This is a genomic window from Blastococcus carthaginiensis, from assembly GCF_030731085.1.
Lineage (GTDB): Bacteria > Actinomycetota > Actinomycetes > Mycobacteriales > Geodermatophilaceae > Blastococcus > Blastococcus carthaginiensis.
Genome location: NZ_JASNFN010000023.1, coordinates 75,625 through 96,741 on the forward strand (window position 1 = coordinate 75,625; position 21,117 = coordinate 96,741).

The window sequence follows — 21,117 nt, forward strand, 5'->3', positions numbered from 1 at the left end:
CACTCGGCGCGACCGGGCAGCTGCACGTCGGGGCGGCCGGCGTCTCTCAGCGGCCGGCGGCGCGCCGGTAGGCGCGCACCGACAGCGGCACGAAGACCGCGAGGATCAGCACCACCCAGATCAGCGTGTACAGCACCGGGTTCTGCAGCGACCAGGCGTCCGGCGTCGGTGCGAGCGGCGAGGTGTTGCCGAACAGGTTGCGCGCGGACTGGACGACCGCCGACACCGGGTTCCACTCCGCGAAGGTGCGCAGCACCGAGGGGAAGGTCTCCAGCGGGACGAAGGTGTTGGCCACGAACGTCAGCGGGAAGATCACGATGAAGCTGGCGTTGTTGACCACCTCCGGGGTGCGGACGAGGAGTCCGACCATCGCCATCAACCAGGAGATCGCGTAGGCGAACAGCAGCAGCACGACGAAGCCGAGCACCGCCTCGCCCACCGACGAGTTGATCCGCCAGCCGACCACCAGCCCGGTCAGCGCCATCACCGTGATCGAGATGATGTTCAGCCCGGCATCGGCGACCGTGCGGCCGATCAGCACGGCGGACCGGGACATCGGCAGCGACCGGAACCGGTCGATGAGCCCCTTCTGCAGGTCCTCGGCCAGGCTTGCCCCGGTGGTCGTGCTCCCGAGCACGATCGTCTGGGCGAAGATCCCGGGGAGCAGGAACTCCCCGTAGCTCGTGCCCGGCGGCAGCTGGATGGCGCCGCCGAAGACGTAGCGGAACAGCAGCACGAACATGATCGGCGACAGGGTCGCGAAGACGATCAGGTCGGGCACCCGCTTGACCTTGATCAGATTGCGCTTGGTGATGACGACGCTGTCGGACAGCGTCGCAGCCATGCTGCTCATCGGGCACCTCCGGTGATGGCCGGCTCGGCCGTCGGGTCGTCTTCGGTGGCGACCTCCTCGGCCACGCGGCCGGTGAGCGCGAGGAAGACGTCGTCCAGATCGGGGCGGCGCAGCCCGACGTCGAAGATCTCCGCCGTCGCGCCGTCCAGCCGGCGCAGCGCCTCGGCGAGGACCTCCGCACCGCCACTCACCGGCAGCGACAGCCGCCGGGCCTGCACGTCGACGACCGGGTCCTCCACCGCGAGGGGGCGCAGCCGTTCGACCATGCCGGGCAGCACGGCGGCGTCGGTGACGGTGAACTCCAGCCGCTGACCGCCGACCTGCGCCTTGAGCTCGTCGGCGGTACCCCGGGCGATGACCCGGCCCCGGTCGATGACCACCATCCGGTCGGCGAGCCGGTCGGCCTCCTCCAGGTACTGGGTGGTGAGCAGGATCGTCGTGCCGCCGTCGGCGAGGTCGGCGATGAACTCCCACATCGACAGCCGGCTGCGCGGGTCCAGCCCCGTCGTCGGCTCGTCGAGGAAGAGCACCCGCGGCCGGGCGATCAGCGAGGCCGCGATGTCCAGCCGGCGGCGCATCCCGCCGGAGTAGGTCTTCGCCGGCCGGTCGGCCGCCCCGGAGAGGTCGAAGCGCTCGAGCAGCTCACCGGCCCGGCGGCGCGCCTCGGCCCGGCCCAGCCGGTACAGCCGGCCGACCATCTCCAGGTTCTCGAACCCGGTGAGGTACTCGTCGACAGCGGCGTACTGGCCGGTGAGCCCGATCGCCGCCCGCACCCGGTCGGCCTCGCGCGACACGTCGAGGCCCACCACCTCCACCCGGCCCGCGTCTGCCTCGAGCAGCGTGGTCAGGATGCGCACCACCGTCGTCTTGCCCGCGCCGTTCGGGCCGAGCAGCCCGAGCACCGAGCCCTCGGCCACCGTCAGGTCCACACCGTCGAGCGCGGTGGTGGCGCCGAAGCGCTTGACCAGCCCCTCGACCACGATCGCGTCGGTCATGCCCCCGACGCTAGGCCCGCCCCCCGACAGTTCCCCGCCGCTCTTCTCCGTCGCGTACACGCGCGCGTCCTCCGTCCCGGCCCCGCGAGGTGCGGGACAGGACCTAGGACCGCCGGGCGGGGCCCGACTCATCGGTCGGTCCGGAAGCTACTCCGAGGTGACCGCGTAGCCGGCGTCGCGCATCGCCCCGATCACCTCGCCGGCGTGCGTCGGTCCCCGCGTCTCGAAGACCACGAAGACCTCCACCTCGCCGATGCCCAGCCGCGTCGATGTCCGCTCGTGCTCGACCTCCAGCACGTTCGCCCCGACCCCGGCCAGCTCGGCGAGCAGGGCGGCCAGCGAGCCCGGGCGGTCGGGGATGCGCAGCCGCAGCGAGAGGTACCGGCCGGCCGCGGCCATGCCGTGCTGCACCACCTTGAGCAGCAGCACCGGGTCGATGTTGCCGCCGGAGACGACGGCGACCAGGGGTGGCTCGAACGCACGCGGGTCGGCCAGGACGGCGGCGACCGCGGCCACCCCCGCCGGCTCGACGACAAGCTTGGCGCGCTCCAGGCAGAACAGCAGAGCCCGGGAGAGGTCCTCCTCGCTCACCGTGCGGACCTCGTCGACCAGCCCCTGCACGTGGGCGAGGGTCAGGTCGGTGGGACGGGGGACGGCGATCCCGTCGGCCATCGTCGACATGCTCTCGAGCGCGACCGGCCGGCCGGCGGCCAGCGACCCGGGGAGCGCGGCGGCCTGCTCGGCCTGCACGGCGACCACCCGGACGTCGGGACGGCGTTCCCTGACCGCGGCGGCGACGCCGGAGACCAGGCCCCCACCCCCGGCGCAGACCAGCACCGTCGCGACGTCGGGGCACTGCTCGAGCACCTCCAGCCCGACGGTGCCCTGCCCGGCGATCACGTCGGGGTGGTCGAACGGGTGGATGAACACCGCCCCGGTGCGCTCGGCGTGCTCGGCCGCGGCGAGCAGCGGCTCGGCCAGCGACTCCCCGAACATCTCGACGCGCGCCCCGTAGGCCTGGGTCGCGGCCACCTTGGGCAGCGGCGCGCTCTCGGGCATGTAGACCGTCGCCTCGGCACCGAGCAGCCGGGCGGCCAGCGCGACGCCCTGGGCGTGGTTGCCGGCGCTGGCGGCGACGACACCGCGGGCCCGCTCCTCGTCGGTCAGCCGCGCGATCCGGGTGTAGGCGCCGCGGATCTTGAACGAGCCGGTGCGCTGGAGGTTCTCGCACTTGAGCCAGACCGGCCCGCCGACCCGGTCGGCCAGCCCCCGGGAGTGCTCCAGCGGGGTGCGGCGGACGACGCCGGCGAGCAGCTCCGCCGCCGCGGCGACGTCGGCACCGGTGACCAGGGGAACCGACATGCGTGGATCATGGCAGGAGGAGGACTCGGCAGGGTCACGGCGAGGGGACCCCGGAGGGGTCCGCGCAGGCGCGACGGAACGGCTCCGCGCGGCGGGGGGACGGAAACTGGCCGCGGTGTCACGGCGAGGGGACCCCGGAGGGGTCCGCGCAGACGCGACGGAACGGCTCCGCGCGGCGGGGGGACGGAAACTGGCCGCGGTGTCGTCCGGAGGACGACAGACAGCAGAGTCGTCGTACCGTGGCTGAGGTGACGGACACGCCCGCACCGGCAACCCCCGCCCCCGCACCCACGACCCTCGGCGAACTCCGCGCGACCGGCGCCACCGCACGCCCGGTCAAGGCCGAGATCCGCGCCAACCTGCTCGCCCGCCTGGCCGCCGGCGAACCCACCCTGCCCGGCATGGTCGGCTTCGAGGACACCGTCCTGCCCGAGGTCGAGCGCGCCCTCATCGCCGGCCACGATCTGGTCCTGCTCGGCGAGCGCGGCCAGGGCAAGACCCGGCTGATCCGCACGCTGGTCGGCCTGCTCGACGAGTGGACCCCGGTGCTGGTCGGCAGCGAGCTCAACGAGCACCCGCTGGCCCCGATCAGCGTCTGGGCCCACCGGCAGATCGCCGAGCACGGCGACGCCACCCCGGTCGGCTGGCTGCACCGCAGCGAGCGGTTCGGCGAGAAGCTCGCGACGCCGGACACCAGCGTCGGCGACCTCATCGGCGACGTCGACCCGATCAAGGTGGCCGAGGGCCGCACCCTGGGCGACCCCGAGACCGTGCACTACGGCCTCGTGCCGCGCACCAACCGGGGCATCTTCAGCGTCAACGAGCTGCCCGACCTCGCCGAGCGCATCCAGGTCGCGTTGCTGAACGTGCTCGAGGAGCGCGACATCCAGATTCGCGGCTACCGCGTCCGGCTGCCGCTGGACCTGCTGCTGGTCGCCAGCGCGAACCCCGAGGACTACACCAACCGCGGCCGGATCATCACCCCGCTGAAGGACCGCTTCGGCGCCGAGGTGCGCACCCACTACCCGATCGAGCTCGCCGACGAGATCCGGCTGCTGGAGCAGGAGGCGCGCACCAGCGGGCTCGGCGCACCGGGCGGGCAGGAGTCGCTGGACGCCCCCGTCGTGCCGGCGCACCTGGTCGAGATCGTCGCCCGGTTCACCCGGCTGGTGCGCGAGTCCAGCCACGTCGACCAGCGCTCCGGCGTCAGCGCGCGGTTCGCCATCGCCGGGCTGGAGACCGTCGCCGCCTCCGCCGTCCGCCGCGCCGCGGTGGCCGGGGAGACCCGCCCGGTCGCACGGGTGGTGGACCTGCCGAGCGTCGTCCCGGCCAGCCGCGGGAAGGTCGAGTTCGCCGACGCGGGCTCCGACCCCGACGACGACCGGGAGCTGGAGATCCTCGAGCACCTGCTGCGCCAGGCCACCGCGCAGACCTTCCGCGCCCGGTGCGCGGGCCTGGACCTCACCGGGCTGCAGGAGCACTTCACCGGCGGGGAGACCGTCGAGTCCGGCGATCTCGTCCCGGCCCCGGCGCTGCTGGGGCAGCTGGGCACCGTGCCCCGGCTCGCCGAGCTGCTGGGCCGGCTCGGCGTGCCCGAGGGCGACCAGTCCGCCGAGCAGGCGGCGGCCGCGGTGGAGTTCGCCCTGGAGGGCCTGCACCTGACCCGCCGGCTGGCGAAGGACACCGACGGCGGCCGCACCGTGTACGGGGCCTGAGGTGAGCACGCGCCGCCCGCGCGGCTACCGGTACGGCGCCTGGCGGGGCGGCCCCGACCCGCTGGCCCCGCCCTACGACCTCGGCGACGCCGTGGACGAGATCGGCGACTCGGTGCTCGACGGCAGCGGGGTCCGGGAGGCGCTGCGCGAGCTGCTGCGGCGGGGCACCCAGGGCCGCCGCGGCCTGGACGAGCTGCGCCGGCAGGTGCGCGACCGGCTGCGCCAGGCGCGAACGGCCGGTCGGATGGACGGCACGCTGCAGGAGGTGCGCGAGCTCCTCGACCGCGCCGTGCAGGCCGAGCGGCGGGAGCTGTTCCCCGACCCGGACGACATGGCCCGGCTCAAGGAGGCCGAGCTCGACGCCCTGCCCGAGGACGCCGCCGGCGCCGTCCGGGCGCTCAAGGACTACGACTGGCGCTCGGAGGAGGGCCGGCAGGCCTACGAGCAGATCCAGGATCTGCTGCGCCGCGAGGTGCTCGACAGCTCCTTCGCGTCGATGAAGCAGGCGCTGGAGAACGCCTCCCCCGAGGACATGCAGGCGGTCAAGGACATGGTCGCCGACCTCTCCCGGCTGGTCGACGCGCACAACCGCGGGGAGGACACCGACCAGCAGTTCGCCGACTTCATGGACAAGCACGGCCAGTTCTTCCCGGACAACCCGGAGACGGTCGAGGAGCTCATCGACTCGCTGGCCCGCCGGGCCGCGGCGCAGCAGCGGATGATGGCCGGCCTCTCCCCCGAGCAGCGGGCCGAGCTGGCCGGCCTCATGGCTCAGACGATGGAGGACATGGGGCTGGCCAGCGAGATGGCCCACCTCTCCGACGCGCTGCGCCAGGCCCGCCCCGACCTGCCGTGGGGCCAGCGCGGCCAGGTGCCCGACGGCGAGCAGTCCCTCGGCATGGGCGACGCCACCACCGCCGTCGCCGAGCTGGCCGACCTCGAGGCGCTGTCCAACCAGCTGTCGCAGGGGTACGCCGGGGCGTCGCTGGCCGACGTCGACGAGGAGCTGCTGGAGCGGGCGCTGGGCCGCTCGGCCGCCGATGACCTGGCCGCGCTGCGGCAGCTGGAGCGCGAGCTGGAGCGGCAGGGCTACCTCAACCGCTCCGGCGGCACGCTGGAGCTCTCCCCCAAGGCGGTCCGCCGGCTGGGCGCCACCGCGCTGCGCCGGGTGTTCGCGAAGCTCGACGCCACCGGCCGCGGCGAGCACGACGTCGCCGACGCCGGTGCGGCCGGGGAGCTCACCGGCGGCTCCCGGGAGTGGCGGTTCGGCGACGAACAGCCGCTCGACGTCGTCCGGACGGTGAAGAACGCCGTCCTGCGGACGGCCGGCGAGCCGCGGGAGGGGTCGGACCGCCGGGTGCGGATCGCCGTCGAGGACTTCGAGGTGGTGGAGACCGAGCGGCGCACCGGCGCCGCGGTCGCCCTGCTGGTCGACCTCTCCTACTCGATGGCGCTGCGCGGCACGTGGGGCGCGGCGAAGTCGACGGCGATGGCGCTGCACTCGCTGGTGACCACCCGGTTCCCGCAGGACGCCATCGAGATCATCGGCTTCTCCTCCACCGCGCAGGTGCTCCGGCCCGAGACCCTCGCCGAGCTCTCCGTGGACACCCTGCAGGGCACCAACCTGCAGCACGGGCTGATGCTGGCGCGGCGGTTCCTCGCCCGGCACCGGGACGCCGAGCCGGTGGTCCTGGTGGTCACCGACGGCGAGCCGACCGCCCACCTGGAGGACGACGGGACGCCGTTCTTCTGCTGGCCGCCGATGCCGGAGACCATCGCCCGCACCGTCGCCGAGGTGGAGCGCGTCGCCCGGTCCGGGGCCACGGTGAACGTCTTCGCCCTCGACCCCGACCCGGGGCTGGTGCACTTCGTGCACGACCTCACCCAGCGGGCCGGCGGCCGGGTGTTCGAACCCGACGCCGACCGGCTGGGCGAGTACGTCGTCGCCGACTACCTGCGCACCCGACGGGGCCGGCGCGCCCGCTGAGCCCGGCCCTCGTGCCGGCCGGTCGACGCGCAGGCATAGGAAGCTATCCATGCGCTTTCGGCCGCGCAGACGCATGCATAGCTTCCTATGCCCCCGGGGGCCCAGGCTCCGTCGCGTCAGCCGCTCGAGCTGATCCCCGGGATTCGCCCCGCCCGGAAGGCGTTGACGAAGAGCCGGTGGTCCTCCTGCGTCCGGTGCGCGTAGTCGTGCGCGAACGCGACCAGGTCGGCGACGAACTCCTCGTCGCGGCCGGCGATCATCGCGGTGATCGCATCCTCGGTCTGGAACGGGACGAGGGTGTGGTCGCTGTCGGCGTCGCCCACGCAGTGCAGCTTCGCCGTCGCCCGCCCGAGCTGCTCCAGCACCGGCCGGATGTCGGCGGGCTCGGTGAGGTCCTCCCACTCGAGGTCGAGCTCGTAGGGCGAGAGCTCGGCGACGACGAAGCCGGTGCCGCGGATCTCGGTGTGACCCAGGAACTGGGAGGCGTGCGACTGCAGCGCGCGCCGGCTCACCGCCGTCCGGTGACCCTCGTGCTCGAAGTACGCGCGGATCCCCGGATCGGTGACGACGCGGCTCGGGGCCGGCACGTTGCCCTGCTTCACCGACAGGACGACGTCATTCTCCAGGGCCTGGTCGTAGCCCTCGAGCAGCACGTTGTAGGCCGGCAGCCCGGCGCTGCCGATGCCGAAGCCACCCGTGCCGATGAGGTCCTTGACGTCGTAGGCGACCTCCCGCCGCCACGGCCGGGGCGGCAGCGTCGACTTGTACCGCTCCAGCGCCGCGAGCACCTCCGCGTGCTCGGCGTCGTCCAGCCGGCGGTTGCGCGGGGACTCGGCGAAGCGGCGCTCGTCGTCCTCCACCACGGTCATCCGCTGCAGCAGGCCCAGCCGGGTGCGGCCGGCCGTCCGGCGGATCAGGTCGTGCACCGCGCCGTGGGTGTTGCCGGCCAGCAGCGCGTACTCGCGGTCGGCGTCCGAGCGGGTGAAGGCCGCCACCTGGTCGAGCCAGGCGTGCAGGTAGACGGCGAGCAGCTCGCTGATCACCTCGTCGGAGAGGGCCTTGCGCCAAGCCATGAGGGCGAAGCTGGCGACGAAGCGGCGCAGGTCCCAGCTGACGTGCCCGAGGTAGGCCTCGTCGAAGTCGTTGACGTCAAAGACGATGCGGCCGTTGGCGTCCATGTAGGTGCCGAAGTTCTCGGCGTGCAGATCACCGTGGATCCACACCCGGGACGTCTGCTCGTCGCACCAGCGGTCCTCGGTCGTCGCCATGTCCGCGTAGAACAGGGGGGCACTGCCCCGGTAGAAGGCGAACGGGTCGGCGGCCATCTTGCGGAACTTCGTGCGGAAGGCCAGGGCGTCGGCGTCCATGAGGTCGCCGAAGGCCTCGACCAGGACGTCGACGATCTGTCGCGTCCGCTCGTCGGGGTCCGGGAACGGGGTCACACCAGGGAGGGATGGGGGCACAGGTTGCACCGTAGGGGGCCGATAACGTCGGTGGTGCCCCGACGACGCAGGCACCGACCAGGGACGGAGGGACCATGATCCGCACGGACACGGCCCGACGACTGGCCACCGGTGCCGCCTACGGCGGCGGCGGGGTCGGTCTCGCCGGAGCCGCCCTGGTCGCCCTCCTCCGCGAGGAGGCGCGGTCGGCCCGCCGCAGGGTGGAGGCCCGCTCGACCAAGCAGGACCCGCCGTCGGGCGACGGCGTCTACGGCCGGGGCGGCGGCACGCCCATCGTGCTGACCGTCCTGGGCGACTCGAGCGCCGTCGGGCTGGGCGCGCATCGCGCCGCCGAGACCCCGGGCGTGCTCGTCGCCGCCGGGCTGGCCGAGCTCGCCGAGCGCCCGGTCCGGCTGGTGCGCCTGGCCCGGTCCGGCGCCCGCGCCGCCGACCTCGAGGAGCAGGTCGACCGCGCGCTGGCCGAGCGGCCCACGGTCGCGGTCATCATGATCGGCGCCAACGACGTCACCGCCCGCACGGCGACGTCGGTCTCGGTCGGCCACCTCACCGACGCCGTCCGCCGGCTCACCGCGGCCGGCTGCGAGGTCGTCGTCGGCACCTGCCCGGACCTCGGCACCATCCGCCCGATCGCCCAGCCGCTGCGCACGCTGGCCCGGCGCTGGAGCCGGCAGATGGCCGCGGCGCAGACGATCGCCGTCGTCGAGGCCGGGGGGCGCACGGTGTCCCTCGGCTCGCTGCTCGGCCCGGCGTTCGCCTCCGACTCGGCCATGTTCAGCGTCGACGAGTTCCACCCGAGCGCCGCCGGCTACGCCGCCGCGGCGGCGGTGCTGCTCCCCTCGGTCGCCGACGCCCTCGGCGTCTGGCCGGCCGCGGCCGACCGCGGGCTGCGCACGCTGCGCCGCGACACCGCCCGCCCGGTGGCCCGCGCGGCGGCCCGCGCCGTCAACCGTCCCGGGACCGAGGTCCAGCCGGCCGAGGTGGCCGGCTCGGAGACCGGCCCGTGGGGCCCCTGGGCGCTGCTGCGCCGTCGCCGGCCGACGGAGATGCCCACCCCCGAGGAGGCCGAGCACGTCGGCGACGAGTCGGGCAGCCCGCTCGCCGGCCGCTCGGGGTGACCCCGGCCACACCGGCGTCCTCCTGACCTGCGGCCGGCCACCCGGTCGCGGCGCGGGGGTAGTTTCCGAGGTGACCGACGTCCGGCGAGCTGCGCCCGGACCCACCTCACCGTGGAGGAACCATGCCAGAAGCCGTCATCGTCTCGACCGCGCGCTCGCCGATCGGGCGCGCGTTCAAGGGGTCGCTCAAGGACATGCGGCCCGACGACCTCGCCGCCGCGGTCATCCGGGCCGCGCTCGACAAGGTGCCCGCCCTCGACCCGCGCGACATCGACGACCTGATGCTCGGCTGCGGGCTCCCCGGCGGGGAGCAGGGCCACAACATGGGCCGCGTCGTCAGCGTGCTGCTGGGCATGGACCACCTGCCCGGCACGACCATCACCCGCTACTGCTCGTCCTCGCTGCAGACCACCCGCATGGCCCTGCACGCCATCAAGGCCGGCGAGGGCGACGTCTTCATCTCCGCCGGTGTGGAGACCGTCTCCCGGTTCGTGAAGGGCAACAGCGACTCGCTGCCCGACTCGCACAACCCGGTGTTCGCCGACGCCGAGGCCCGCGTCGCCAAGACCGCCGAGAGCGGCGCCGACTCCTGGACCGACCCGCGCGAGAACGGGGACGTTCCCGACGTCTACATCGCCATGGGTCAGACGGCGGAGAACCTGGCGCTGCTCAAGAGCGTCACCCGCCAGGAGATGGACGAGTTCGCCGTCCGCAGCCAGAACCTCGCCGAGGAGTCCATCAACAACGGCTTCTGGGACCGGGAGATCACCCCGATCACCCTCCCCGACGGCACCGTGGTCTCCACGGACGACGGCCCGCGGCCGGGCACCACGCTCGAGGGCATCTCCGGCCTCAAGCCGGTGTTCCGCCCCGACGGCCGGGTCACCGCCGGCAACGCCTGCCCGCTCAACGACGGCGCCTCGGCCGTGGTGGTCATGAGCGACACCAAGGCCCGCGAGCTCGGCCTCACCCCGCTGGCCCGCGTGGTCTCCACCGCGGTCACCGGCCTCTCGCCGGAGATCATGGGCTACGGCCCGGTCGACGCCTCGCGCCTGGCCCTGAAGCGGGCCGGCATGACGATCGACGACATCGACCTGGTCGAGATCAACGAGGCCTTCGCCGCGCAGGTCATCCCGAGCTACCGGGACCTCGACATCCCGATCGAGAAGCTGAACGTGCACGGTGGCGCCATCGCCGTCGGGCACCCCTTCGGCAGCACCGGCGCCCGCATCACCGGCACGCTGATCAACGGTCTCCAGACCAAGGACAAGACGTTCGGCCTGGAGACCATGTGCGTCGGTGGCGGCATGGGCATGGCGATGGTCCTGGAGCGCCTCTCCTGACGTAGCCCTCCGGACGCCGCGACGGCCCGGCCCCCTCGCGGGGCCGGGCCGTCGTCGTCCCTGGTGCCACCACCGGCGCGCACGGCAGCGGCCCGGCCCCCTGACGGGGACGGGGCCGCTGTCATGCGGTGCCGGTGTGGTTCACTCGTCCTGGAAGTAGGAGAGCAGCCGCAGGATCTCGATGTACAGCCAGACGACCGTGACGAGCAGGCCGAAGGCGACGTACCAGGCGAACTTCGCCGGGGCGCCGCGACGGATGGCCTCGTCGGCCATGTCGAAGTCGAGCAGCAGCATGAACGCCGCGATGCCGATCATCAGCAGGCTGAAGCCGATCGCGACTGCACCGCCCGACCGAAGGCCCAGCGGGTCACCGGTGGTGAAGATGCCGACGATCCAGTTGGTGACCAGCAGCACCAGCGCACCGATGAGCGCACCGACCACCCAGCGGGTGAGCTTGGGGGTGACCCGGATGGCACCGGTCTTGTAGATCACGAGCATGCCGGCGAAGACACCGAAGGTGCCGATCACCGCCTGCATCACGATGCCCGGGTAGAGGTCGTTGAACGCCTCGCTGATCGCGCCCAGCGCGACGCCGTAGAGGCCGCCGTAGGCGAGAGTCGCGACCGGGTTGGCGATCTGCTTGAACGCGATCACCAGGCCGAGGACGAAGGCGACCAGGACAGACGGCAGGGCCAGGCCCCACGCCAGCTCCTGGGGCAGGAGCGCCCAGGTGACCGCCGCGGAGGCGACGGTGACAAGGAAGGACAGACCCGTCTTCTGGACGACGTCGTCCATCGTCATGTAGCGGGTGGCCTCGCTCGTCCCGTACGGGGACGGCGCGGCATACGGGTCCTGCTGGGGCGCGGGGGCGCCGTACTGCGGGGCCCCGTACTGGGACTGGTTGCCCCAACCGGCGTACTGCTGGCCGGGGCCCGCGTTGCCGAACCCACGGCTGAACGCCGGGTTCCTACTGGCCATCGTCATCTCCTCGAGGTGACTCGTCGGTCGTGGAGCCTGATCGCGCACTCCACTCGGTCAGGTCAACGCCCGACACGCCCACAGCGTTCCACAGCCGGCGGCAATCCGGATCACCCCCGTGGGTGCGGGTCGGATCCGTTGTCGCCGGGGAGCCACCCGCGCCGTCTCCCGCGCCGGCGATGAGCGCTCGCCGAGCGGACCGCGCGGGGCCTGCCCGATGCTGTCCTGGCCGCGGCCGACCGCTTCCCAGCAGCACCGGCCGGCCGACCGCCCCCGATCGGAGCCTCCCCATGACCGCCGACGCACCCGGCCCCGCCGTCGAGGGGCGGCCGCCCAACCCCTTCCTGCAGGTGACCCTGGACGAGCTGCGCCGCAGGACGAGCACCAAGTGGCGCACCTACCCGCCCGACGTGCTGCCGCTGTGGGTGGCGGAGATGGACGTCCTGCTGGCACCCGCCGTCCGGGAGGTGCTGCACCGCGCGATCGAGACGGGCGATACCGGCTACCCCGCGGGTCAGGAGTACCCGGAGGCGGTGGCCGCCTTCGCGGCCGACCGGTGGGGCTGGACCGGCGTCGACCCGGCCCGCACGGCGCTCGTGCCCGACGTGATGACCGGCATCGTGGAGGTGCTCCGCCTCCTCACCGGCCCCGGCGACATCGTGGTGGTGACCCCGCCGGTGTACGCGCCCTTCTACGCCTTCCTCGAGCACGCGGACCGCGCGGTGGCGGAAGCGCCGCTGGACGCGTCCGGCCGCCTGGACCTGCAGGCGCTGGAGGCCGCCTTCGCCGGGGCCCGCGCCCGTTGTGCCCATCCGGCCTTCCTGCTCTGCAACCCGCACAACCCCACCGGCGCCGTGCACACCCGCGCGGAGCTCGACGCCGTCTCCGCGCTCGCCCGGCGGCACGGCGTGCGGGTCGTCTCCGACGAGATCCACGCACCGCTCGTCCTGCCCGGCGCCCGCTTCGTGCCCTACCTGAGCGTGGCGGACGACGGCTTCGCGCTGGTGTCGGCGTCGAAGGCGTGGAACCTCGCCGGCCTCAAGGCGGCCGTGGTGGTCGCCGGGCCGGAGGCGGCCGGGGACCTGGCCCGCCTGCCCGAGGAGGTCGGCCACGGGCCCAGCCACCTCGGCGTCCTCGCGCACACCGCGGCCTTCCGCGACGGGGGCGGCTGGCTGGACGCCCTGCTCGCCGCCCTGGACGAGAACCGGCGGCTGCTGCAGCAACTCGTGGCCGAGCACCTGCCGACGGCGGCGCTGCGCGCACCGGAGGGGACCTACCTGGGCTGGCTGGACTGCCGCCCGCTGGGCCTCCCGCCGGAAGCGCCCAGCAGCGGCCTCGCCGTCGTGAGCGACCTCGACGGGCCGGCCCGGTTCTTCCTCGACCACGCGCGGGTGGCCCTGAGCTCGGGCCACGTCTTCGGCACCGGGGGCGCCGGGCACGTGCGCATCAACCTCGCCACCTCGCCCGCCGTGCTGACCGAGGCGCTGACGCGCATGGGCCGGGCGGTCGCGGCCCGGACCGGGTAGGCCGGCGTCGTGCCCCCGGTCGGGTTCGAACCGACACTGGGACCCTTTTAAGGGGCCTGCCTCTGCCAGTTGGGCTACGGGGGCGCGGGAGGCACGGTAGCGGGCCGGGGCCACCGCGGCCCGCGATCAGCCGGCTGCCAGCTCGGTCGCCCGGGCCAGGACGGCGTCCAGCATCGGCTCCGTGAGCTTGCCGGTGAAGGTGTTCTGCTGGCTGACGTGGTAGCTGCCCAGCAGGGTCAGCGGGCCGCGGGGGCCGGTCAGCGGCACCTCGACGCCGTGCCCGAACACCGGCCGCGGGCGGGGCAGCGCGTACCCCGCGGCGGCGAGCACCGGCCACAGCGCCGTCCAGCCGAAGCCGCCCAGCACCACGACCACCCGCAGCCGCGGCAGCAGCTCCAGCTCGCGGGCCAGCCAGGGCGAGCAGGTGTCCCGCTCCTCGGGCGTGGGGGCGTTGGCCGGCGGGGCGCACCGCACGGACGCGGCCACCCGCACGTCGGTGAGCTCCAGCCCGTCGCCGACGTGCGTCGACGTCGGCTGGTTGGCCAGGCCCGCGCGCCACAGCGCGGCGAAGATCCAGTCGCCGCTGCGGTCGCCGGTGAACACCCGGCCGGTGCGGTTGCCTCCGTGCGCGGCGGGGGCGAGGCCGACGACGGCGATCCGCGCGTCGGCCGGGCCGAGCCCCGGCACCGGCCGGCCCCAGTACTCCTCGTCGCGGAACGACGCGCGCTTGACGCGGGCCACCTCCTCCCGCCACGCCACCAGCCGCGGGCAGGCGTAGCAGCCGGAGATGCGCTCGTCGAGCACGGGCAGCTCGCGGGCTCCCCGGGCGCCGCGCACCACGCCCGGGGGCGTGCGGGTGACGGGGAACCCGCCGGCATCTAGGGGCACAGGAAGCTATACATGCGTCCTGGGCGCGAAAACCACACGTAAAGCTTCCTATGCCCCTAAGGGCGCGCCAGGCGCAGGGCGATGCCGTCGAGGATGTCGTGCTCGCTGACGGTGACCTCGGCCAGCCCGAACTCGTCCATGAGCACGCGCAGGATCAGCGCCCCGGCGCCGATCACGTCGACCCGGCCCGGGTGCATGACCGGCTCGGCGGCGCGGCGCTCCCGCGTCGCGGCGAGCAGGTCCGCCGACACCCGCCGGACGTCGGCCACCGCGATGCGCGAGCCGTGGATCGCCACCGAGTCGTAGGCCGGCAACCCCAGCGCGAGCGCCGCCACGGTGGTCACCGACCCGGCCAGCCCGACCAGGCTCGCCGCCTTGCCCACCGGCACGTCGGCGGTCACCTGGGCCAGCGCGGCGCGGATGTCGCGCTCGGTACGCGCGACCTGCTCGGCGGTGGGCGGGTCGTCGTGCAGGTGCCGCTCGGTGAGCCGCACGCAGCCGATGTCGACCGAGCGGGCCGCGGTCACGCCGTCGCCGTCCCCGAGCACGAACTCGGTGGAGCCGCCGCCGATGTCGACGACCAGCCAGGGGGCGGGCGCCGGGTCCAGCCCGTGGGCGGCGGCCGCGTCCGCGACCGAACCGGTCGCGCCCAGGAAGGAGAGCTCCGCCTCCTCCCGGCCGGTCACGACGTCGGCCGTGCGGCCGAGGGTGCTGCGCACCATGTCCTCGAAGTCGGCGCGGTTGGCCGCGTCCCGGGTGGCGCTGGTGGCGACCATCCGGACGTCGGTGGCACCCAGCTCGCGGGCCTGCGCGGCGTACTCGGCGAGCACCACGCGGGTGCGCTCGATCGCCTCCTGCGCCAGCCGGCCGGTGGCGTCGACCCCCTGACCGAGCCGCACGACCTCCATCCGCCGCCGCAGGTCGGTGTGCCCGCCCTGCGGCGGGACGTCGGCCACGAGCAGCCGGATGGAGTTCGTGCCGCAGTCGATGGCGGCCACCCGCGTCACGCGTCGTCCCCGGTCAGGGCGCAGGGCCCCTTCGCCCACCACTCCCCCATTCCGGCGACGGCACGGTCACCGATCGGGTTGACGCCGGGGCCGGCGGCCAGCGCGTGGCCCGCGAGCGCGTGCAGGCACTTGACCCGGTCGGGCATGCCGCCGGCGGTCGCGCGGGTGGGCAGCACGTCCTTCGCGTCGCGCGCGGCGAGGTAGGCCTCGTGCGCGGCCCGGTAGCCGGCCGCGAGCTCGGGGTCGGTGCCGAGCTCCTCCTGCCAGTCCCGCATCCGGCCCGTGGACTCCAGCCGGCTCGCGGCAGCCGAGGCCCGCGGGCAGGTCAGGTAGTACAGGGTCGGGAACGGGGTGCCGTCCTCCAGCCGCGGCGAGGTCTCGACGACGTCCGGCTGGCCGCAGGGGCACCGGTGCGCGACGCCGACCAGCGCCCGGGGCGGGCGGCCGAGCTGCCGGGCGACGACCTCCCGGTCCTCCTCGCTGACGGGGCTGGAACGGCCCGGCTGCAGGGGCCCGGGCCGAGCGTGCGAGGTCTGCGGGGCAGCGGGGTCCTTCATCTCACTCCGCCGTCTCCTCGTCGTCCTGCGCGCCGTCGCCGCCGTCGGCCTCGGCCACCGACCGCATCAGCCCCTCGTACCAGGGCAGCGGCCCCGGGTCCGCGGCCGCTGCCGCCGCCGCGAACGTGCCGGCGTCGCCCTCGACGGCCTCGCCGTCGACGACGAGCACGAGCCGGTCACCGGGCAGCACGTAGGACAACCGCTCCCGCGCCTGCCGCTGGGCGTAGACGGGGTCGGACTGCAGCTCCAGCTGGCCCTGCAGCGCGGTGACCCGCTCGTCGAGCTGCCGGCCCTCGGCGGCGAGCCGGGCGAGCTCGGCCTGGCCGGCCAGGTACTGCCGGATCGGCCCGGCCAGGGTGAGCGCGAGCAGCAGCAGGAGGCCGACGAGCACCACGGCGCGGCCGGTGAACAACGGGCGGCGCCGCGGCCCGGCCGCGGTGGACGGACGGCGTTCCGGGCGGCGGTTGGGCCGCCGCTGCGCGGGCCGGCTGGGCGCCCCCGAGCGCAGCCCGGTGCGGACCGGCCGCGAGTGGTGCACGCGCGGCACCCGGCCGGTCGCGCGCCGCCCGTCGCTCCCGCCCCGCCGGCCGCGGACGCTGCTCATCGCCCCCGCTCAGCCGTTCAGCCGCGGGAAGGCCGAGGCGCCGGCGTAGCGGGCGGCGTCGTCGAGCTCCTCCTCGATGCGCAGCAGCTGGTTGTACTTGGCCACGCGCTCGCTGCGCGCCGGGGCACCGGTCTTGATCTGCCCGCAGTCGGTGGCGACGGCGAGGTCGGCGATCGTGGTGTCCTCGGTCTCGCCCGAGCGGTGGCTCATCATGCAGCGGTAGCCGCTGCGGTGTGCCAGGTTGACCGCGTCGAGGGTCTCGGTGAGCGTGCCGATCTGGTTCACCTTGACCAGCAGGGCGTTGGCGGCCCCGCGCGCGATGCCGTCGGCCAGGCGGGTGGGGTTGGTGACGAACAGGTCGTCGCCGACGAGCTGCACGCGGTCGCCGAGCGCGGCGGTCAGCGCGATCCAGCCGTCCCAGTCCTCCTCGTCGAGCGGGTCCTCGATGGAGACGACCGGGTAGGCGTCGACCAGGCCCCGGTAGTAGTCGATCAGGTACTCCGCCGAGCGGCTCTGACCTTCGAAGTCGTAGCCCCCGTCGGTGTGGAACTCGGTGGCGGCGACGTCGAGCGCGAAGGCGATGTCGGTGCCGACGGTGTAGCCGGCCTTGTCGACGGCCTCGGCGATGAGGTCCAGCGCGTCGCGGTTGCTCGGCAGATCGGGCGCGAAGCCGCCCTCGTCGCCCAGGCCGGTGGAGAGGCCGCGGCCCTTCAGCACCGCCTTGAGCGCGTGGTAGGTCTCGGTGCCCATGGCCAGCGCCTCGGCGAAGGTGGCCGCCCCGATGGGGGCGATCATGAACTCCTGCACGTCGACGTTGCTGTCGGCGTGGGCGCCGCCGTTGAGGATGTTCATCATCGGCACGGGCAGCAGGTGCGCCGACGGGCCGCCGACGTAGCGGAACAGCGGCAGGCCGGTGGAGTCCGCGGCGGCCCGCGCGACGGCGAGGCTCACGCCGAGGATCGCGTTGGCGCCCAGGCGCGACTTGTCCGGGGTGCCGTCGAGGTCGAGCAGGCGCTGGTCGACCAGCCGCTGCTCGCTGGCCTCGTAGCCGACCAGCTCGGGGCCGATGACGTCGAGGACGCCGTCGACGGCCTTGGTGACGCCCTTGCCGCCGTAGCGGTCACCGCCGTCCCGCAGCTCGACCGCTTCGAAGGCTCCCGTGGAGGCGCCGCTGGGCACCGCGGCCCGGGCGATCGTCCCGTCGTCGAGGGCGACCTCGACCTCCACGGTGGGGTTTCCGCGCGAGTCCAGGATCTCCCGCGCGCCTACGGCATCGATGCTCGGCACGGGGGCAGCCTAACCAGCCGGAACGGCCGGTGCGGCGCTCACCCGGCCGAGCCCGCCCGGATCAGGGCGCGGGCGGGGCAGGCTTCTGCTCCGCGGTCCCCCCGTCGGCGGCCGCCCGGTCGTTGCGGGCGCGCTCGGCCCGGTCCTCCTCGCTCGGCCCGGTGAACGCCTGCGAGCGCCGGCGCGCCTCGAGGCTGCCGGTGAACAGCCCCTCGTTGGTGGCCGGCCCCCGGTCGGCCGGCCGGGCCGGGCGGGGTGCGGTGCGCGGGTCGGGAGCGGGGCGCGGCCCGCGCCGACCGGCGGTCTCGTAGCCGGGCGCCCCCTCGTTGCGGACCCGGGGCAGGGCGTGCGGCGCCTCCCGCTGCAGCCAGCCGACCAGCCCTTCCCGGACGGCGCAGCGCAGGTCCCACAGCGTCCCCGCGTCCTGGGCGCTGACCAGCACCCGCACCCGCACGAGCGAACCGACGGCGTCGGTGACCTGCAGGACCTTGACCCGCTCGTCCCAGTTCTCGTCCCCGGCGACCAGCCGGTCGAGCTCCTCGCGCATGCGGTCGAACGGCGTCGTCCAGTCGACGTCGAGTTCGATCGCGCCGAGGACGGCGGACTCCTTGCGGGTCCAGTTCTCGAACGGCGTGGTGGTGAAGTAGGTCGAGGGCAGCACCAGGCGCCGGTCGTCCCAGAGGTGCACGACGACGTAGGTGAGGGTGATCTCCTCGATCCGCCCCCACTCCTCCTCCACGACGACCACGTCGTCGACCCGGATGGCGTCGGTGAACGCCAGCTGCAGGCCGGCGAAGACGTTGGCCAGCGAGGTCTGCGCGGCCAGGCCGGCGACGATGGAGATGACGCCGGCGCTGGCCAGGATGCTGGCGCCGGCGGCGCGGGCACCGGGGAAGGTCAGCAGCATCGCGGCGAGGGTGAGCACGGCGACGAGGACGACGGCCAGCCGGCGCAGCAGCGAGATCTGGGTGCGCACCCGCCGGGCGTGCCGGTTGTCTGCGACGTCGACGTCGTACCGGGCCAGCCAGGCGTCGGCCGCGACGAAGACGGCCACCGCGACCAGCCAGCCGATGGTCGCGATCACCGCCGGGGCCAGCACGTGGACGACGACCTCCGTCCAGTCCCCCAGGTCGTCGGCGGCCTCCAGCACGACGGTCAGCGCCACCAGCACCAGCAGCGCGCGCAGCGGGGTGCGGCCCCGGCGGGAGAGGTCGGCGGTCACTGGCGAGCCGCGGCCCACGCGGCGGACCACGACGCCGATGAGGACGCCGAGCAGCCAGGCCGCCAGGGCCGCGCCGGCGAGGACGAGGGCGACCTGCCAGGGCTCCGACGGGATCAGCCCGGAGACGCCTTCGACGGCCTCGTCGGGGCCGACCGGGTCGGTCGCGGGGGCGGACAGCGTGGCGGGCAGCGGACCGGCTCCTCTCGGGGATCAGCGCAGGTGGAGCGGGATGCCCACGCTAGCCAGCCGGAGCGCCGTCCGTCAGGCGGAGGTCCCCCGGTCGGGGCGGTCCGCGGCGGCGGCGTCCAGCTCACCGGCGTAGCGGCGCACCGCCTCCCGGAGGGCGTCCTCCACGTCCCACCCCCGCGCCTCGGCGGCGGCGACGACGGCCAGCAGCCGCTCGCCGAGCGCCTCGGGGCTCGCGTCGGCCAGCTCGGCCGGCTCGGGGGTGGGCAGCCCGGCCCGCCCGGCGCGGCGCACCAGGGCCGCGCCCCACGAGGCGGCGGGCTGCGAGCGGGAGACCCCCTCGGTGGGCGAGCGGCGCTGCTTCTCCGCCTTCTTGATCTCCTCCCAGCCCGCCTCGACCTGCGCGACGTCACGCGGCCCGGCATCCCCGAAGACGTGCGGGTGGCGGCGCACCAGCTTGTCCACCAGGTCGCCGGCGACGTCGTCGACGTCGAAGCGCCGCCCGTCCCCCGCCTCGGCGGCGACGCGGGCGTGGAACACCACCTGGAGCAGGACGTCGCCCAGCTCCTCGCGCATCGCGACCGGGTCGTCGTCGACGATCGCGTCGTAGGCCTCGTGCGCCTCCTCCAGCAGGTAGCCGCGCAGCGAGGCGTGGGTCTGCTCGGCGTCCCAGGGGCACCCGCCGGGCGAGCGCAGCCGGTCCATGACCGCGACGACGTCGAGCAGCCGCGCACCGGGCGGCGCCGGCGCACCGACCACCGCCGGCACCCCGGGGAACGCGGCCGCCTCGTCCGGCGACGCCAGGCAGACGACGTCGTCCTCGCGGGCGGTCGCGGCCGCGGCGCCGGGCAGCTCCTCGGCCGCGACGCCGGCGGCCCGCAGCATCGCCGCCTCCGCCCCGGCGCCCGGCAGCGCGACGACCATCCGGGGTCCGGTCACCGCCGTCCAGCCGTCCGCGCCCAGGAGCGCGGGGAGCCGGGGGTCGACGGTGACGACGAGGGCGACGGGCACCCGCCCAGTCTCCGGGAGCCGGCGCCGGCGGCTACTCGGCGGGGGTGGTCTCGTCCCCGAGGATGTCGACGACGCCGACGCGGGCCGGCAGCAGCCGCCCGTCCTCGTACACGCCGTAGCGCGGGTTGACCGTGACGTCGAGGCCGGCCCGCACCTCCTCGAGCAGCGGCTGGGCCGCCGCCTCCACCTGTTCGCCGGCCTCCTCGACCAGCCGCGGCCGGAGCTCCTCGAACGAGGGGTAGGCCGTCCCGGCGCGGAAGGCGACGACGATCCCGCCGGCCTGGGGCACCGGCACCGCGACCGCCGTCCCCGGCGCCGCGGCGGCGAGCGGACCGGCCAGCGCGCTCGGCAGCTCGCCGGGTGCCCGCCGGTCGAGCTCGGGCAGCGTGAACTGGCCGGGGAACCGCGCGGCCACCGCGGGATAGCTCGCGGGGTCGGCCGCGAGCTCCACGACCACCGCGTCGGCCGTGGCCTGGTCGGGCACGGTGACATAGCCGTACTCGACCTGGCCCAGCTCCTCGCGGACCTCCTCGTACCGGGCCCGCAGCGCGGCCTCGTCCAGCGGCTCCGCCCCGCCCTCGGCGGTGGCGATCTCCTGGCGCACCAGCTGCTGGCGCACGCTCTCGCGGATGTCGGCCGGGGCGATGCCCTGCTGGGCGAGCCGGCCGTACACCGCCTCGGGGTCGTCCGCACCCAGCAGCTCCTCGATCCGGCGGGTCACCTCGGCGTCGGTGACCTGCACGTCGTAGCGCTGCGCAGCCGCCTCGTGCACCTCGGCCTCGACGAGCAGGCCGAGCACCTGGGCGGTGAGGTCCTCCTCGCGCCCCTCGACGGCGGCGGCGATCCCGGCGTCCGCGAGCCGGTCGTCGACCTGCGCCTGCAGCTCGTCGACGGTGATCCGCTCGTCACCCACGTAGGCGGCGACGTCCGGCGCGGACCGGCACCCGGCCAGGGCGAGGACGGCCAGGAGCGCGGCGGTGCTGGCACGAGCGGTCCGGTGCTGCATCACGCGGCGAGA

The 21,117-nt window shown here is 74.8% G+C and carries 18 protein-coding genes and 1 tRNA gene; 5 read left to right on the top strand and 14 right to left on the bottom strand.

Translation table 11 applies throughout. The features are described from left to right. Positions 1–46 precede the first annotated feature (46 nt). From QOZ88_RS17115 to ilvA, 3 genes are all read right to left on the bottom strand, one after another. On the bottom strand, positions 47–853 hold the full coding sequence (locus QOZ88_RS17115; RefSeq protein ID WP_091930744.1) for an ABC transporter permease: 807 nt from the start codon (positions 851–853) through the stop codon (positions 47–49). Next, on the bottom strand, positions 850–1,848 hold the full coding sequence (locus QOZ88_RS17120) for an ATP-binding cassette domain-containing protein (protein WP_091930745.1): 999 nt from the start codon (positions 1,846–1,848) through the stop codon (positions 850–852). Before QOZ88_RS17120 ends, QOZ88_RS17115 begins: the two co-directional genes overlap by 4 nt. Before the next feature lie 147 nt (positions 1,849–1,995). Further along, positions 1,996–3,210 (bottom strand): threonine ammonia-lyase, encoded by a 1,215-nt coding sequence (ilvA, locus tag QOZ88_RS17125; protein ID WP_306000926.1) that lies wholly within the window; start codon positions 3,208–3,210, stop codon positions 1,996–1,998. Positions 3,211–3,458: 248 nt separating this feature from the next. Here ilvA and QOZ88_RS17130 point away from each other — a divergent pair, with 248 nt between their 5' ends. Together QOZ88_RS17130 and QOZ88_RS17135 are read left to right on the top strand one after the other, a co-directional pair. Then, a complete protein-coding gene (locus tag QOZ88_RS17130; protein ID WP_306000927.1) occupies positions 3,459–4,925 on the top strand; it encodes a sigma 54-interacting transcriptional regulator in 1,467 nt (488 codons plus the stop codon). Between the two features lies 1 nt (position 4,926). Further along, positions 4,927–6,912, top strand: a complete 1,986-nt coding sequence (locus QOZ88_RS17135) for a VWA domain-containing protein (RefSeq protein WP_306000928.1) — start codon at positions 4,927–4,929, stop codon at positions 6,910–6,912. Between the two features lie 116 nt (positions 6,913–7,028). Here the strand turns inward: QOZ88_RS17135 and QOZ88_RS17140 are convergent, their stop codons facing one another. After that, positions 7,029–8,354, bottom strand: coding sequence for a DUF2252 domain-containing protein (locus tag QOZ88_RS17140; protein WP_306000929.1), 1,326 nt, complete (start codon positions 8,352–8,354; stop codon positions 7,029–7,031). A 95-nt stretch (positions 8,355–8,449) separates the two neighbouring features. Here QOZ88_RS17140 and QOZ88_RS17145 point away from each other — a divergent pair, with 95 nt between their 5' ends. Both QOZ88_RS17145 and QOZ88_RS17150 read left to right on the top strand, forming a co-directional pair. Next, complete coding sequence (locus tag QOZ88_RS17145; protein ID WP_306000930.1) at positions 8,450–9,490, top strand: SGNH/GDSL hydrolase family protein; 1,041 nt, start codon at positions 8,450–8,452, stop codon at positions 9,488–9,490. 122 nt (positions 9,491–9,612) lie between these two features. Further along, positions 9,613–10,833 carry an acetyl-CoA C-acetyltransferase gene (locus QOZ88_RS17150; RefSeq protein WP_306000931.1) on the top strand — a complete coding sequence of 407 codons (1,221 nt, stop codon included), beginning with the start codon at positions 9,613–9,615 and terminating at the stop codon, positions 10,831–10,833. 141 nt (positions 10,834–10,974) lie between these two features. Here QOZ88_RS17150 and QOZ88_RS17155 read toward each other — a convergent pair whose 3' ends face one another. Beyond that, positions 10,975–11,811: a Bax inhibitor-1/YccA family protein gene (locus QOZ88_RS17155; RefSeq protein ID WP_091930751.1), complete on the bottom strand. Its 837-nt coding sequence runs from the start codon at positions 11,809–11,811 to the stop codon at positions 10,975–10,977. A 290-nt stretch (positions 11,812–12,101) separates the two neighbouring features. On the opposite strand from QOZ88_RS17155, the gene QOZ88_RS17160 reads away from it, so the two are divergent. Then, positions 12,102–13,337, top strand: a complete 1,236-nt coding sequence (locus QOZ88_RS17160; protein WP_306000932.1) for a MalY/PatB family protein — start codon at positions 12,102–12,104, stop codon at positions 13,335–13,337. A gap of 10 nt (positions 13,338–13,347) precedes the next feature. Here the strand turns inward: QOZ88_RS17160 and QOZ88_RS17165 are convergent. The 9 genes from QOZ88_RS17165 to QOZ88_RS17205 all read right to left on the bottom strand — a co-directional run bounded on the left by QOZ88_RS17165 (position 13,348) and on the right by QOZ88_RS17205 (position 21,105). Next, positions 13,348–13,421 (bottom strand) — tRNA-Leu (locus QOZ88_RS17165). Between the two features lie 42 nt (positions 13,422–13,463). Then, positions 13,464–14,177, bottom strand: a complete 714-nt coding sequence (locus QOZ88_RS17170) for a uracil-DNA glycosylase (protein ID WP_306000933.1) — start codon at positions 14,175–14,177, stop codon at positions 13,464–13,466. Positions 14,178–14,281: 104 nt separating this feature from the next. Next, positions 14,282–15,232 (bottom strand): Ppx/GppA phosphatase family protein, encoded by a 951-nt coding sequence (locus tag QOZ88_RS17175; protein WP_306000934.1) that lies wholly within the window; start codon positions 15,230–15,232, stop codon positions 14,282–14,284. After that, positions 15,229–15,789, bottom strand: a complete 561-nt coding sequence (locus QOZ88_RS17180; protein WP_306000935.1) for a DUF501 domain-containing protein — start codon at positions 15,787–15,789, stop codon at positions 15,229–15,231. The genes QOZ88_RS17175 and QOZ88_RS17180 overlap by 4 nt, the downstream gene beginning before the upstream one ends. A 1-nt stretch (position 15,790) precedes the next feature. Beyond that, positions 15,791–16,393: a septum formation initiator family protein gene (locus QOZ88_RS17185; protein WP_306000936.1), complete on the bottom strand. Its 603-nt coding sequence runs from the start codon at positions 16,391–16,393 to the stop codon at positions 15,791–15,793. A 9-nt stretch (positions 16,394–16,402) separates the two neighbouring features. Beyond that, complete coding sequence (gene eno, locus QOZ88_RS17190; RefSeq protein ID WP_091930755.1) at positions 16,403–17,680, bottom strand: phosphopyruvate hydratase; 1,278 nt, start codon at positions 17,678–17,680, stop codon at positions 16,403–16,405. Positions 17,681–17,741: 61 nt separating this feature from the next. Continuing rightward, positions 17,742–18,932, bottom strand: coding sequence for a mechanosensitive ion channel family protein (locus QOZ88_RS17195; protein ID WP_306000937.1), 1,191 nt, complete (start codon positions 18,930–18,932; stop codon positions 17,742–17,744). A gap of 231 nt (positions 18,933–19,163) precedes the next feature. Continuing rightward, positions 19,164–20,099: a MazG family protein gene (locus QOZ88_RS17200; RefSeq protein ID WP_306000938.1), complete on the bottom strand. Its 936-nt coding sequence runs from the start codon at positions 20,097–20,099 to the stop codon at positions 19,164–19,166. 31 nt (positions 20,100–20,130) lie between these two features. Next, entirely contained in the window at positions 20,131–21,105 is a 975-nt protein-coding gene (locus tag QOZ88_RS17205) for a SurA N-terminal domain-containing protein (protein WP_306000951.1), read from the bottom strand. Positions 21,106–21,117: the final 12 nt, after the last annotated feature.